This is a genomic window from Flavobacterium sp. DG1-102-2 (assembly GCF_033042555.1).
GTDB lineage: Bacteria > Bacteroidota > Bacteroidia > Flavobacteriales > Flavobacteriaceae > Flavobacterium.
On the sequence record NZ_JAWLIK010000001.1, the window covers coordinates 677,233 to 691,709 of the forward strand.

Annotated in this window: 15 protein-coding genes; all 15 read right to left on the reverse strand. The window is 37.4% G+C overall.

Going from position 1 to position 14,477, the window contains the following annotated elements; translation table 11 throughout:
• Positions 1-6 precede the first annotated feature (6 nt).
• The 15 genes from R1T16_RS02970 to tssD (R1T16_RS03040) all read right to left on the reverse strand — a co-directional run bounded on the left by R1T16_RS02970 (position 7) and on the right by tssD (R1T16_RS03040) (position 14,351).
• A complete protein-coding gene (locus R1T16_RS02970) occupies positions 7-765 on the reverse strand; it encodes a hypothetical protein (RefSeq protein ID WP_317499571.1) in 759 nt (252 codons plus the stop codon).
• Entirely contained in the window at positions 765-1,556 is a 792-nt protein-coding gene (locus R1T16_RS02975) for a hypothetical protein (RefSeq protein ID WP_317499572.1), read from the reverse strand. Before R1T16_RS02975 ends, R1T16_RS02970 begins: the two co-directional genes overlap by 1 nt.
• Positions 1,557-1,562: 6 nt before the next feature.
• Positions 1,563-2,273 (reverse strand): hypothetical protein, encoded by a 711-nt coding sequence (locus R1T16_RS02980; protein WP_317499573.1) that lies wholly within the window; start codon positions 2,271-2,273, stop codon positions 1,563-1,565.
• A gap of 2 nt (positions 2,274-2,275) precedes the next feature.
• Positions 2,276-4,939, reverse strand: a complete 2,664-nt coding sequence (locus tag R1T16_RS02985) for an OmpA family protein (protein ID WP_317499574.1) — start codon at positions 4,937-4,939, stop codon at positions 2,276-2,278.
• A gap of 19 nt (positions 4,940-4,958) precedes the next feature.
• Positions 4,959-5,459 carry a DUF4280 domain-containing protein gene (locus R1T16_RS02990; RefSeq protein WP_317499575.1) on the reverse strand — a complete coding sequence of 167 codons (501 nt, stop codon included), beginning with the start codon at positions 5,457-5,459 and terminating at the stop codon, positions 4,959-4,961.
• A 20-nt stretch (positions 5,460-5,479) separates the two neighbouring features.
• Positions 5,480-6,532, reverse strand: coding sequence for a hypothetical protein (locus R1T16_RS02995; RefSeq protein ID WP_317499576.1), 1,053 nt, complete (start codon positions 6,530-6,532; stop codon positions 5,480-5,482).
• Positions 6,533-6,538: 6 nt separating this feature from the next.
• Entirely contained in the window at positions 6,539-7,552 is a 1,014-nt protein-coding gene (locus R1T16_RS03000; RefSeq protein ID WP_317499577.1) for a DUF2931 family protein, read from the reverse strand.
• Entirely contained in the window at positions 7,549-9,108 is a 1,560-nt protein-coding gene (locus R1T16_RS03005; protein WP_317499578.1) for a phospholipase effector Tle1 domain-containing protein, read from the reverse strand. Before R1T16_RS03005 ends, R1T16_RS03000 begins: the two co-directional genes overlap by 4 nt.
• Positions 9,092-9,265: a hypothetical protein gene (locus R1T16_RS03010; protein ID WP_317499579.1), complete on the reverse strand. Its 174-nt coding sequence runs from the start codon at positions 9,263-9,265 to the stop codon at positions 9,092-9,094. The genes R1T16_RS03005 and R1T16_RS03010 overlap by 17 nt, the downstream gene beginning before the upstream one ends.
• Before the next feature lie 10 nt (positions 9,266-9,275).
• Positions 9,276-11,123, reverse strand: coding sequence for a type VI secretion system Vgr family protein (locus tag R1T16_RS03015; protein WP_317499580.1), 1,848 nt, complete (start codon positions 11,121-11,123; stop codon positions 9,276-9,278).
• Positions 11,124-11,170: 47 nt separating this feature from the next.
• Positions 11,171-11,869 carry a tetratricopeptide repeat protein gene (locus R1T16_RS03020; RefSeq protein WP_317499581.1) on the reverse strand — a complete coding sequence of 233 codons (699 nt, stop codon included), beginning with the start codon at positions 11,867-11,869 and terminating at the stop codon, positions 11,171-11,173.
• Between the two features lie 96 nt (positions 11,870-11,965).
• A complete protein-coding gene (locus tag R1T16_RS03025; protein ID WP_317499582.1) occupies positions 11,966-12,499 on the reverse strand; it encodes a hypothetical protein in 534 nt (177 codons plus the stop codon).
• Between the two features lie 32 nt (positions 12,500-12,531).
• On the reverse strand, positions 12,532-13,470 hold the full coding sequence (locus R1T16_RS03030; RefSeq protein WP_317499583.1) for a polymorphic toxin type 23 domain-containing protein: 939 nt from the start codon (positions 13,468-13,470) through the stop codon (positions 12,532-12,534).
• A 3-nt stretch (positions 13,471-13,473) separates the two neighbouring features.
• Positions 13,474-13,869: a type VI secretion system tube protein TssD gene (gene tssD, locus R1T16_RS03035; protein ID WP_317499584.1), complete on the reverse strand. Its 396-nt coding sequence runs from the start codon at positions 13,867-13,869 to the stop codon at positions 13,474-13,476.
• Positions 13,870-13,964: 95 nt separating this feature from the next.
• Positions 13,965-14,351, reverse strand: a complete 387-nt coding sequence (gene tssD / locus R1T16_RS03040; RefSeq protein ID WP_317499585.1) for a type VI secretion system tube protein TssD — start codon at positions 14,349-14,351, stop codon at positions 13,965-13,967.
• Positions 14,352-14,477 lie beyond the last annotated feature (126 nt).

Here is a 14,477-nt window from a genome sequence, read left to right on the forward strand (position 1 = left end):
GCACAACTAACTACGAGTTCGGCCTTTTTTTATATATGCTGTAAAAAGGAATAAGAGAAGTCCGGCAATACAAAGGTACACGAAGGCTAATGCCCATAGCGGCATTATCACAGTCCCTGTATAGTAACCATAAAGGCCATAAACCAATCCTGCAGCAAATAGCGCGCTGCATAATGGAAGCGCCGTTAATAAAGATTTGGCAAAAATCTCCTTGAAAGTGTCCATTCTACTTCCAAAAGCATAAAATATCAGGGCTGTAAGCAAAAATCCAAATACGAGGCTAAATAAAAATCCAAGCAGTATAAGTCCAAAAGTCGAAAATGTCTTAGGGACTACCGATCCCGTAGACGCATTATAAGAAATGGTCTCTGTTTGCCCCAAAACCGGAACATCACTACTATGCTCGTCAGATTCTATTTTTAGTAGTGTTCCTTTATTGTCAGTAAATTGATACATCGGAACATTCATATTATGATACCTGTATTTATCGTCACTATCTCTGTATTTTTCTCTATAAGACCTGTAGGAGATAATTTTTGCTTCGTAAACATCGCCGTAAAAATAGGTATGTGAAGTAGTTATTGTTCCCACCACCGATCCTGCAAAAATTGAAATTACGCTAATTGTAAGCAGGAAAGTAAAACCTATCGATACGCATCCGCCATCTTTAAGCCTTTTTGAAATCATATAACACAAAAAAATAGCAGCAATTAATACAATTGCTGCTATATATCCTGTAGTAGTTATCTTTAAAAATGGAATCATTATCTTATTATTTCAAAAGAATCTTTAGTTTGCTGTTTTTGTAAAAAAATTGGATAACCAAATTCTTCGCCGCTTATATTTTTGTAATATATGACAGGGTTTCCATCAGCCCTTATATAGTTAAGCACTTTTGAATCTCCAAATTTTTCTAATCTTGCTGAATCTGGGAAAGGTTCTAACTCATATTTTTCTGAATTGAGTCTATTAAATAAATTTTCAAGTTCCCTTTTGTTATCAGCATCGCCAAGATACATAGAAATATCAGTTTCTTCAAAACGGTTTTGCATAACATTGTGTATCTTACCAATATTTTCTTCCTTAAATGCGTTATAAAGTTCTTTATAGTAGCTAATTACTTCAGATGCATAATCGTGTTCATCGACATCCTTAAAGCTAATGGCGTTTTTCCAACCCTTAATATCATAAGATACTTCTGCGCTAAATCCAGAAGATACATTTATAACAGGTAATGGTGTCTTTTCTAAATCAGGCGTGTCATATTTAAAGGCTTCTACTGTATCTTCATAATTAGTAGTAGATGAATCGTAACAAAAAACTTTAATTTTTAAATGTCCATCAGGCCTTAATTCGCTTTCGCCTTTAATAGGTAAAATAGTAATCTTTATGTTTTGTAATCCTGCCTGCAATATAAAATGGTTAATCGGATAATGCGAAGCTATAGAACCACCCCTGTGATGTTTAAACGCAGGCATATCGTTGATGTAAATTTCAAAATTACAAAGAGCAGCGTCAAAATCAACGAGATAATAGGGTTCCTTAAAATTTGCCATACTTTACTATTTTATGTATTTGCTTAGAATAGGATCTTGTGCCGGATTGTGATAACCCATAATCACTTTGTCTTTAAATGCTTTTTTTGAGATAACCACAAGCTGATTATCAACGTAATTACCTGTAGCTGATAACGTAAGCTGGTATATTACATCATTTTTATCCCACACGAAATTTTCAGGGTAAGTAACATAATATTCATCTAACATATCATCCTTAACTTTTTTAGTATACTTTGGTAATTTATCAAAAAGTAATTTTTGAGATTTGTCATTTTCGTCAAAATTATTTCCTTCATTGTAAACTACATCGGTTGGCTCACCAATTTTTTTCTTAAGCGTTTCAAACAAGGCAATACTCTGATCATTTTTTACGTGCATCCTCATAAATGCAATTTTGTTATCATAAACGCTCAATGCCGTACCCATTACATCGTTAATTGCCAGCCCGGCATAATTAAGCTGGGCGGTATTTTTTTCGCCCATAAATACATAGTTGGTAAGTTTTTCTCCTTTATCCACTAATTTAAAACTGGCGTCCTCTCCCTTTAAATCGGCTTCATAGTGGCCTTTTTGTTCTGTTTTAGAAGATGATGACAGCCCGTCCAGATAAGTGCCTGCATCCTGATTGTAATCCACAGTTGACAGATCTAATGAGTTTGTTGTACAGCTCATGAACAATAATAAATTAAGTGCAATTAAAATTTTGTTTTTCATATTTACATACTTAAGTCTAGGTAATATTTTTTAAAATCTATCTTATCAGGTTTTACAATAACAGCCTCATCTTCAAACGAGAATGTTCTGTTAAAGAATCCAAATTTAACTGTTGTGGCAGCTACGAATGTAGCCTTTACACCTCCAAATTCACCTATCGGAGAGGCAAAAATTCCGTCCTTATCGGCCCCGGCTTTTATACCTGCTGTTACAGATGTACTTGCATCGGCCTTAATAACTCCATCTACCCCAATATTTGCCGATCCTGCTTTTGCCCAGGCTTTAAATTCTACCTTTATCATTATTTTACCGGTAGCTTTTACTTCGCCCGTGGTCTCTCTCCAGTACGTAGTATTGGCAGTAACCTTTCCATCAACATTTATTGCCCCTGAAAAAATCAGCATAAAATGGATACCTGCATTAGACTCCAGTTTATCCATAACCCAGGTTATAACCTTTCCTGCCCCGGGACAAACAGCATTTCCGGCTGTTTCAACAAATATCTTAAAGAGGTTAATCTTAAACTCTGCCTCGACAAGCGGTTTAGATGACACGCCTATCTCTACGATCATGGCCAGATCAAGAGATTTGTCCTTACCTCTGTCAAGATTCCATTGTGCGGCAAAAGCAATTACGGGAGCTTTGATTTCAAAAGTTGCTTTACCTTTTGTAACAGGAGAGCTTGCAATCCTGTCGGTCATTTGCTTTATCTTATTGAAAAGCTTTAAGGTTTTGGCAATACGCTCACCAAATTCGCCACTAAATTCAGCCTTTTGAGGGAGCTTGCCAAATTTTTGCAGGTTCCTGTTCCATTCTCCCGAAAAAGCAAGCTCAAATGATTGCGACATTTCACCATGCTTTTCAGACCAGCCCCTGTCTATTGCAGAACCTATAACTTTCTTTTTACCTGATTCTATGTCATGTGGATGAAGCTTGCTGCCATAACTATAAGCAAATGCTTCCTTATGATTCCATTTAAACTCAAGTGTCCATTGAATATCCGGATATGCCTTAATGGCAATGGTTGTATGCTTGTCGTTACTAAAATACCTGCAGGAATGTACATTTACATTGTAAATATTAGCTGCATCAAGCTTTTTGCCAGACGCTCCTTTAATGATATTATACCTCGGCCATAAATATTGTAGCGGTACAGGATTTGCAATAGATATTGCTGCCTGGACGGGTATTACCAGGGTATCTGCTTTTTGCAAAGGTTTACTTAATTCTGCAGAGCTTACTTCTATAAGTTTTTTGTGCTTGTTCTTTTCCCTAAAACAGGCTTTAGTATCATGCCCTTTAACTGTAATCGTAATATCTTTATTATAAGACGGGGCAATAGTTTCATAAACTATAGTCTGGGCATCATGGCCGTAAAAAGTAAATGTAATATCTACCCTTCTTGCTTCTTTATATGATTTCTCATCTTTACGTTTTACATTGTCTCCCGCTTTCTTATCATCAGTTGCGTTGATTTCTCCTTTACCTTTAGAGATTATCCTTGATGTTTCTAATTTACCATCTGCAAAGAATTTCTTAACGGCATCGCTTCGTTTCTGCGAAAGGCCCATATTGTAATTTTGCTTACCAATTACACATGCATACCCATCAAGGGTTATTACGGAATGTTCGTGCTCCAAAAGAAATCCAAGTACATTACTTAATTTCTTATGTCCATCGGCATTGATAGCAAAACTGTCAAAATCAAAGAAAATGGTTTTTGTTATAATTTCAGGTGGATGTTCCACCTTGGCCATTTTTTTTCCGCTTTCAAATACGGTAGTTTCTCCAGGTACCTCTTTGCCATCTTTAATTTCTTTCTCAGTAATTACTACTGCTTCATATTTACAAGGCTCATAACGATCTGGTTTTTGGGCGGGTTGTCCAGTTTTTAAAGGCGTATTGTTAACCGGAGGCTCAGGATGCTGGGCAACAATTTTATTTTTTATCCTTAAGTAGCGGGCGTGCGCAGTATCATTTCTGTCATCTGGAATATACTTTCCATTCACCTTTACCTTGACATAAAATTCCTCCACGGCATCAGTAAACCTCAATTTAGCCTTCCAGGTAGAAGTATTTTTTATCTGTAAGTTAACTTCGCCATCTATCACAGGAATATTAGGATAGGTATCTACAATCCTGTCGTCGCCCCACTGCTGGTTGTAAACTTCTATAGTTACCTTACCCCCGTTTAAACCTTCAGTATCAAGATTTAGGTGAACCACATTGCCAAAAGAAAACTGATAGCTTTTCCTTACATCTTCACCATCATTAGAAAGACACCATTTACTGGCCATTACCCTGGGTGCGCAAAAACCCCTGAATTTTATACCTGTATCTTGCGTAGGGCTTGATTTTCCTGTAATGCTGGCATCAAGAAAGTAAGTATATGGTCCTGAAAGTTTTCTGGATACCTTTACACCATAAACCTGGGAAGAAGGCAGCGTCTTCTGACGGATTATTGTAGTAGCCTGCCCATTCTGCCACATCCACGTCCTGTTCTTTTTTTTCTCTGCCTCTGTTGTGCCTGCATTCCACTCACCTACAGTAAAGTAAGCAAATTTGCCTGGATGCAATGTAATAAGTTTGTTAGGAACAGACATATTTGCAATTACTGCGCCTGCATCCCTACCGTCCCATTTTATTTTTTTTATACCTCCTGCCATAGTGTTTTAGAAATATAAATTATAAAACTGCATCGGTTAAATCTGGGTTAACCGGCTGCCTGTTTATCATTTCGTCATTATTTACTAACGGATTGAGCTGTGCCTGAACATCTTCATTAGCATTTTTAGAATTCTGGCTGCTGCCTTCCGCTTTTTGTCCATGCTTATCTATAGAAATACAGTCAGGTCCTCCTATGGGGCAAGTAGCTTTGCTGTCTTCCAGCAAAATTTTTCCGGTATTAGACATAACTACTTCCTGGTATGTATTGCTCCATTTTGTAATTACTGCCATGCATGGAAGGTATCCGCCTGATGTGGGCTGCAATTTACATTTGCCAAATGTGTTCTTTTCCAGTGTCTGGCCAATCTCTTTATCTGTAGCTATAAGTTTTTTTGAACCGTCTTTATCATTAGCATATTCTTTAGTATGGGTCTTTACCAATAGCTTATCGGTTTTAGGCTCTACACTAAATTTGCATTTGCAATCGGCTCCTTGTACTACGACATGTTTTTCGCTCATAACCTCATTTTTACAATACTTTATAATACCGAAACAACAATCTCTACACGTTTAGGAACTGCTAAATCTATAGAGCAGTCTACGTAAAGGGTTTCAATTGTTTTGTTAGAACCGTTCAGGAAATATTTAGACCTGAATTTACCTTCTGCTTTTTTTTCTGCCGGATCAAGCAATGAATAATACGGCATAATGTTATTCTCTTCAATGTCCGCCTTACATCTCTCATCGTTAAGAAAGCCGTTAATCTCTATGGCTATCAAGTTGTCTTCATCAAGATATTGTTCAATTTTATGCTCCGTTTTATAAGACAATGCTGTGGTGGAGGGCAACAAATTAAAGAGTGTTTCAGACTCATATTTCAATTGGTTTGTATAATTAGCATATACTCCCGAAAAGTATGCGTTTAAGAACCAGTCTTTAGACAATGAGCTGTTAAGCCCAATTTCATTTTCTAATGTCCTTTCTGTAAACATCAGATATTTGTCAACCCATTCGCCTTCAAACTCGTCGAGGATAACATCTTTTACTTTTTCCCAGCGGCTAAGTATAACATGATGATTATAAACCTGCTGCCATTTTCCGTTCTCATCTACCACCACGTCCAATGGATATAAAACCGAAGCTGCTTTTTCAGCCAGCTCATCGGCAATTGTATTTGCCTCATCATCATTTATAAACGTTTTAGACAAACGTTCTATCCTGTACAGGTAAGCAGATGCTTCAAGCTTTTCTAAGAAACTTACCCTTACCTCATATTTCATTGTATTTTCCTCTTCACCGCTATGAATGGTATACATAACACCATAATCGATACTTTTTTCAGATGGCTTTAAACTCAGCCTGCTGCCGTCTAAAGGTGTTCTTGGTATGTTGTATAATTTGGCATCTTCATACTGCGGATAAATAAAAAGCTCCTGCAGCGTCTCCGGAAAATCAAAAACTATTACCTCTTCATGCTCACAAAAAATATTATGAAAGTTTTTAATCTCCTGTACGGGCTTTCCCAATATTGAAGCAACGCCCGATAAAGTGTCTCCTTTTTTTAACCTGTATTTTTTGTATTTAGAATTCATGATTAGTTAATTCTCCCACATATTTTCAAAATCAAGCTTTTTAAGCTGATATTCTCTTTCTCCTTGTTTTACAATTAATTTTCTATTGCCCAGATTATCATCCATTTTTAAAATAATATCTATAGGCTGTTTGTCATCGAGCTTTTTAAAAATTGAAAATATTTCATCTTCATCAATATTTTTAAACTCAATAATCTTTTCCTTGCCTTCTTTGTCTTTAAAAGAATAATTTAAAAAACAGGGTACCGCTCTCTCTTTGTATTTATTATCTGCAATCGTGGCATCAAAGATTACTTCACGTTCACCGTTAAACATCTGCATCATTATAATTTCAGGCTTCCTTTCAGGAATTTGAATTACTGGCCTCCAATTGTATTTTTTTCTGTAGGTGTCCCATAATCCGAATTCTATGCCTTTAGCCTTCATGTTAGCGTAAGCTTCAGGCACCGACTCACTTACGTCAAAATATTCCTCTTGTGTAATCGTAGAATTTCCTGGTACATAATCTCTTATATCAACATGTGTTTCTTTAGCCTGAAAGTGTGCAACTTCAATCTGCTGATGTGCTCCGTACAGCCAAACTACGGCAACTCCCCCGGGAGCAAGCCCTACAACAACTTCAGAATAGGTTTCTTTTTCTTTATTGTCCCAGTTAATGACACCTTCTTTAAAACGCTTTTTAATTTCATCAACAGGTAAATCCCAACTGCCTGTATAATATTTATTTTCAAGGAACGATGCCCAGGTAACTTCAAGCTTTACAGGTACAGGTTTTAAATCTTCACCCTGCACGTGTGTGGATCCGCTATGCCCCCAGCCCACATGAGAGACACCTGAACAAGGTATATATACACTACTGCCGTCCTCCAGAATTAAATTCCCTTTATAAATGTTCATAGGATATAACAGAGGTGAACTTTCTGTCGGCAGCCATTCATATTTTTCTGTCATCATAGTAGTTTGGCATGAAAGTGTAAACGTCATTATGGTTATCAGTAATATCGTGAGCTTTACTTTCATGAGTTAGGTTCCAGTTTTCTTTTTCGTGTTATTTGAGAATTATTGTAATCTACCTTATAGCTTGGCCTGTAGCCTATAGCCCCAAATTTGGAGTTCCAGTGCAGGTATTTATTTCTCAACAACATTAACATATTATGATCCTCGGCATATATATTATACTGTGCAGCTGTAAGTCTTTTTGCCTGCATGTCTGCTTTAAATTTGTCAAGTTCCCTGTTAGTGTAATATACCATTTTGGGCTTCCTGCCGTAAACAAAATCGATAAGACGATCTCTAACTTTAGTAAGATCTAAAGAGAAATAAGCATCTCCGGCTCCGGTAGGAATTTCATAGTCTGTCGTTAAGCGGCCTATATCTACCGTATCGCTATAATTATGATTTACAAGGTCTGCCATTACATTCAACGTCACATGACTATACCTGTTACTTATTTTGGCACGGGTAACATATGTTTCCAGCCAGTAATTAGGCCTTGTAACCTGTTCTGGCCTAAACCATGCCTGTTCAATAAGATTATTAAGGTCATTGTTTAGTATTCTTTCATAGTCTTCATTGTCCCTCCCATCACCTGGTTTATTATCAAAATCCATTATCTGGATATTTTTTTCTTCAATATTATTAGTGTAAGATCCCCCAATATCAGAGTGGACACCAGGCAGATAGAAATCTGTACCACCGGCAGCAGAGCACGGCGTGAGCATAAAATTTTCCCTGTGCTCATCTGATGCGGCGAGTTGTATAATTTTTTTTGCCCTCAGATCATTCAAAAAAAGTTCACTTACATCATTATCAAAATTTGGACTGGTAGTTACCTGTGAAGCATGTGGATCGTAAGATGATACGGTGTCATATAATCCTAAAAAACGAACAGTAATAGTTTGAATATTTTCAATATCGCTTTTTAATGTCATTCCTATATGCCCCCACTTTGGCAGATCATTTGCTCCGGTAGTAACTCTTTTACCAAAACTATCAGTATATACGGTTCCTGCCTTTCCGGCAGAACCAGATTTAGGCTTATATGGACCTTTATTAACTTCATGTACAAAATTTCTGGCAGCAGCAGCACCACGGCTAAAGCCAAATACATCAAGAATAAGATTTGTAACTTTTTTTCTGCCTCTAAGCTCATTAACTTTCTTTACCACCTCTTCGCAACCCTTTCTAACCTTTTCTCTTACTCCTGTATCTCCAGAGCCATAGGCAACTCCAGTATGCTCAGTTATATCGTCGCTATCGGCACCACCATTGCGTGTTCCAATACCCTCGATATAAATTTTGCTTATGTAGTTTCCTGTATCTTCTTTATAATGTATTTCTTTTCTGGCAACGTTAGAAAGATCATTGCAGTAACTGTCGTCATCTTTATTTGAGTATTCCTGATACGTTAATATCTCTGCATTCGTCCTGGTTTTATGATGCGGATCACGCCCGCCAGCACGAGAGTTATCCCTGTTATTTTGAGTGCCGTCAAAAAAAACCCCAATACGTATCTCCACCATTCCCGGTGGGGTTTCAGCTGCGTTATATGGATTAAAACTAACGTTTGTTGCCATCGGTAACTATTTTTTTGTTGGATATAAAAAGTAAATTTCCGGCTGTAGCCTCAACATTCATTTTATTGGCAACTTTTTCCAGCTTACCGCCTACAGTAAGATTGTAATCTTTTGTAACCGTAATTTTTATATTGTCTGCTTTTTTAATAATTGCCATATTCTCAAGTTTAAAAAAGTTTAGATTTCTCAGCACTATTAAACTCAACCGTCTTGCCGCTCTGCATTGTCATATTCTCTTTTTCACTAAACATCTTAGCTTCAGATGCCATTTCGCTTGAATTATCTGCCTGACGGAAAAAATCTTTATCAACTGTTTCCATCCTGTTGTCGGATGTTTCAATTATATCGCCTGTAGCTGTCTGCATAATATCTTTACCAGCAACAACTGTAATTGTATCGCCTGCACTGCTATCCATATTGACAGCAGCACTTACCGATACATTTTTGCCTGCTCTTATATTAACATTGTCACCGGCAGTAATACTAAAGTTTTTAGGGGCATTTACGCTTATATTGCCCTGCCCATCCATAAGCCAGGTGTTACCGCTAGGGTCTTCTATAAATACGCTTCCGGCAGAATCATTGAATACGATCTTAGTTCCTGAACGTGTATGTATCGCTTTTTGATCGTTTCCTACAGTATGATAATTACTGGTTGCAGCACCATTGTACATTGCCCCCAGTACAAAAGGTTTTTCAGCATTGCCGCCTTCAAAGCCTACAAGTACCTCCTCGCCTTCTTCCGGTATAAAATAAAAACCTTTACCGCTTCCGCTATGAGGGTTTATCATTCGTATCCATGGAGTATTTTTACCGTCTGTCTTTTGCCAGGCAAAAGCAACTTTTATACGCCCCAGACCGGCAGGGTCCTGATTAGAAATTACCGTTGCCGGCTGAGAATCTGCCACGGGAAAACTGTGTACATTTCCATATGGCGGTATGACAGCACTTTCTGGTACAGCGTCAAAGGTATTATGGTATGTTCCTGACTCATCGCAAACGTGCATAATATCGGTAAGTATATAATTACCAAAGGTTTGCTCCTTTAAGCCATCAAGAAGATTTCCTGTTAACGAAAACGCAGGCTCGTTGATGGTAACCACATCGCCTATTTTAAGGCCTGTTTCATCAGAATCTCCTTTTGCAGTAACAAGATCTGCAGCCCTTGACTGCAATTGTGTTGTAATCCTTTCGGTAAGATGTGTTTTAGAATTATTCTCTTCTAAAGAATGCGTATATAATATCGTGCTTGTATTTGGAAACATCTTTTTACATGCTTCATACATAGATTTAGAATAGCCATTTGGTTCGTAGTTTACCTCTCCTGTATTTGCCTTTTGCGTTTCACCGTTGGCCGGGTCATAGCCCACATATTCAAAACCAAGCGATTTTGCACGCATCTCTATATTAAAGGAATGTAGCGAACGTCCGTACTCCAGGGTAAAGTTCTTTGGTTTTGGCTCGCCAAAGATCAGGTCTTCACCGTTATAATAAAACCATTGCCCTTTTTTTTGAGCGAGCCTGCAAATAAATGCAAAGTCGCTTTCGCCATATTGAACTGTATATGGCAAAACAGTATCTTTTTGAATATTTACTGTAGACTTGATACTCTCTTTAGAATATGTCCCTGTAACCTCTTTTACAATATCTCCGAGTGATTTATCCGTAAAAGATTTGGTGTTAGGTGTACCTTCCATAAGTATCGTAGGGCTGTAACCGTTTATAACAATCCCACCTGATGCGCCAGCTGTTCTTACCAGCTGTGCTTCGGTTATTACACCATTAAACAGCAGCGGAGAAGAAGTAGTCATGCTTGTTGGCGTGATGCTTATTTTTACGGGCTGCCCGATATAGCCCTGCGCCTTATCAATAGCTTCACTCACAAACTCTTTAGGTAAAGGCTGCAATATTGAAAAACGATGATGGGTATGTACCTTTTGGTTAATAATAAGCTTGGAAAAGCGGGTTAATGTCTCTCCTCCAATTTGAATATTAATCTGGGTGGTTATTGGCATAACATATTTTTTTGATGAAAACCTTATTACCTTGTTAGTGTATTGTGCTACCTGTCCTTTTTAGAAACAGTTGATTGTGCTATTTCGTTAAGTTTTGCCTGTGCCCTTTCATAATCCGGCTGTATTGCTAATGCAGCTTTATAATCCTGGACCGCTTTATCCTTTTGCCCTGATTTTAAATAAAGGTCTCCCCTGTTAGTAAATATTTGGGCACTTTCAGGTTTAACTTTTACTGCATCATTGTAAGCGGTTAAAGCTTCGGCATCTTTATTCATACTGTGCAGCAAAGCTGCTTTAAAATTATAGCCAATGCTCCAATCTGGAGATTGAGCTATTAATGTGTTTATCGTTTTGAGTGCAGTTTGTATATCACCGCTTTCAGCCTCTGCAGTCGCTTTATTAATGTAAAACCAATTATTTTTTGGCTCTAACCTAACTGCTTCACTAAACGATTGTACTGCTACTGAGGCATCTCCGTTTTTAGATTGTATTTTGCCTTTAAAATTCTTTACGTCAGCATTTTTAGGATAAGCAGTCTCCATTCTTAATGCTATTTGTAAAGCCAATGCATAGTCTTTATTACGGATAGCGTAAGTAGCTTCTGTATTCATTTTTTGGAAAGGTTCAGGCTGTGATTGGATGCGTTTGGTAAGTCTGGCATTTTCTGCCTTCATCTCCGTCAAATAAGCTTCATCCAGATCATTATATCCATAAGGGTTTCCCTGAGCATATCCATCGATAAACATCAGTAATAAAATTTTTAGATATAGTATAGACCTGATCATGCTTATGCTGTAATGCATAGCCAATACCTTTAACAGAGAAGTAAGTAACCGAAGAAATTACCATTTAGGAATTACACTATCAACCTCTTTTAAAGGTTTAAAAATGTAATATTCTTTATAGTAATCAGTAAAATATTTATTGTCAAATTTTCCGTTTCCTTCGTGGGTCGCCTTAACAATAACAAGTGTATTGTTTTCAAGATAACCGTACTTATACTCAAACTGTTTTCTGGGCACCACCATGCTTTGAATAATTATCCTTTCTCCCTCCAGTTTATAATAACCTTCAAAAAGGGTGTTACCTCTTTCAAGATTATCTTTTTTAACGGCATTGCTATAATCTTCATCTGATTTTATAATAGTATCAGCGTCAAGAAATAAATTGCTTTGCCCTGTTTTATAAAATTTATAGAACCTATGCTCTCTTGGCTTTTTTGATGTACCACCGTTATGATTTGTCCATATATGATCTAAAACATAAACACCGTCTGTTTTTAGCGCCGAATTACTGTTCAGCGTAAAGACATCATTGTAAAAGGTATAGTCTTTTTTTTGATAAACCTTCTGGCCGCACGATGTAAATATGCTCATGAAAAATAACATAAGGTAACAACTGTACTTCATTAAAATCCTTTATTAAAAGTCTTAGGCCCATATTGAAATTCCCATTGGTTAGGCCTTTCAGATGGTATTAAGTGAAAATTCTTTAACCTGTGAATTATATCCTGAGAATACATGTGCCCACCTCCGACACCATTAATACCAAAGTTTCCTTCGGGGGTCCTGCCCCTAAATGATGTACGGCCCTGATTAAGATTGAACGAGTGCTGATCCGGAGTCCACGGAACGTTATTTCTGCTTTTTGCCAGAAAATCGGTGTCTACCTCACTAGCTGTAGACGGCGTATATTCAAACGCTCTTCTTTTTGTCCTCTCTAACCAGCTACCTGTATTATTCTCAGAAAAAGCTTCAAGGTTATTGTTGGCAGTCAGCCTGTCAGTTTCACTATTATCATCTGTATCTGCGGTAAAAACATCACTGGCAATAATCAGCTGGTAATCGCTGTTCTTTGCGCCAATTGTAACATTTCCGCCACCGGTCCACCAACGGTCGTAGCCGTCAGTCAGCCCTATTTTTTTACCTATACCAAAGTCATTGTACGTCTGGAAACTAAAATCTCCCGCCCTTAACTGGACAAAACCTACATGCTGGTTCCTGTTACTATTATTAAAAATAAAGCTTGTTCCTACTGTTGCAGAATACTTATAGTGATCTTCCATACCGGTACCGCTATCTATATGTAATGGATACACAGACATTGGATTACCATGGCCGCCACCCATTGTTACTTTACCTGTAAATACAGCATCTATATGAAATTTATCTGAATCCTGCCTGGTGCCAAGCCCTCCGTTATAGAAATTAAAGGCAAAGTTTACACCTGGCTGAACAAATTCAAACTTCTTGCTTATGCCCACACCGGCAGTACCACTCATATAGGGTTTACCACCGCCAAAGTGCCAGGTTAAGCCCGCAAAAAATGTAGTTTCAAGTTCATTCATAACCTATAGTTTTAAAGGCCAGTTCCTCGCAAACTGAGAACCGTTCATGTTGATTTCTTTGGCAGAAATAACAATTTCGATTTTCATGGACATGCTGTTGTAAGCAACAAAAATTTCGTCGTATCTAATGCAGTAGGCCTCCTTAAACTGAAGTTCGCGCATTTTAGAAATGGCGTCTCTCCTGTAAAAAGTAAGTTTTCCGTTTTTGGTCTGCGAGTTGCTTACCATCCAGTCAAAAAGCATTGTGCTTTTTGTAGACTCAACAACCACGCGGATTTTACCACCGGCGGGATCAGCCGCTGGCTTTCCGCTTTTATCGGTATCCTGACCAAGTGTGCACTGAAACTCTAAAACGTTCATTGATTCTCCATCAATTTCAAGCTTTGCTAAAAAAGACATATTAATGAGTTTTTAGTTAATAAAATAAATCAGGTGATTGAAACGATAAAGGGTTATACGAACCCTTTATCATTTGTTTCAATACACTAATTCAATTAAACCCATTCATTAACGTGCTCACCACCACCACAAGAAATTTCTTTAGCAGAAATTGTAAATGTTTCTACAAGCGGGCTGTGGTCTGCAGCATCAAAAGTTTCGTTGTACTTTACAAGATACCCTTCCTTAAAGTTCATTTCTTTAAGTTTTGCATCAGTATCACGTTTTACGTACTGGATACTTCCGTCTTTTCTTTCGAAGTTGTTCGTCATCCATTCAAAGAAGAATGAATCACCTGTAGACTCTACAGTTAGGTTGATTGTACCACCACGGGTAACAGAAGATGGGCGGCCAGTAGCATCGATTTCCTGGTGAAGGTCATAAGACGCACTTAAAATGTTTAATTCTTTTCCGCCAACTTTTAGTTTAGATTTGAATGACATAATAAAAATAATTTAGGAATTAATTTAGTTTGGAGTATAGTAAGAGTGATTTATTATGCATGCATTATAAAATTAATAAAAAGAAAATTGATACGCTTTAATTTAATATTAAATTTTAGGTAAATA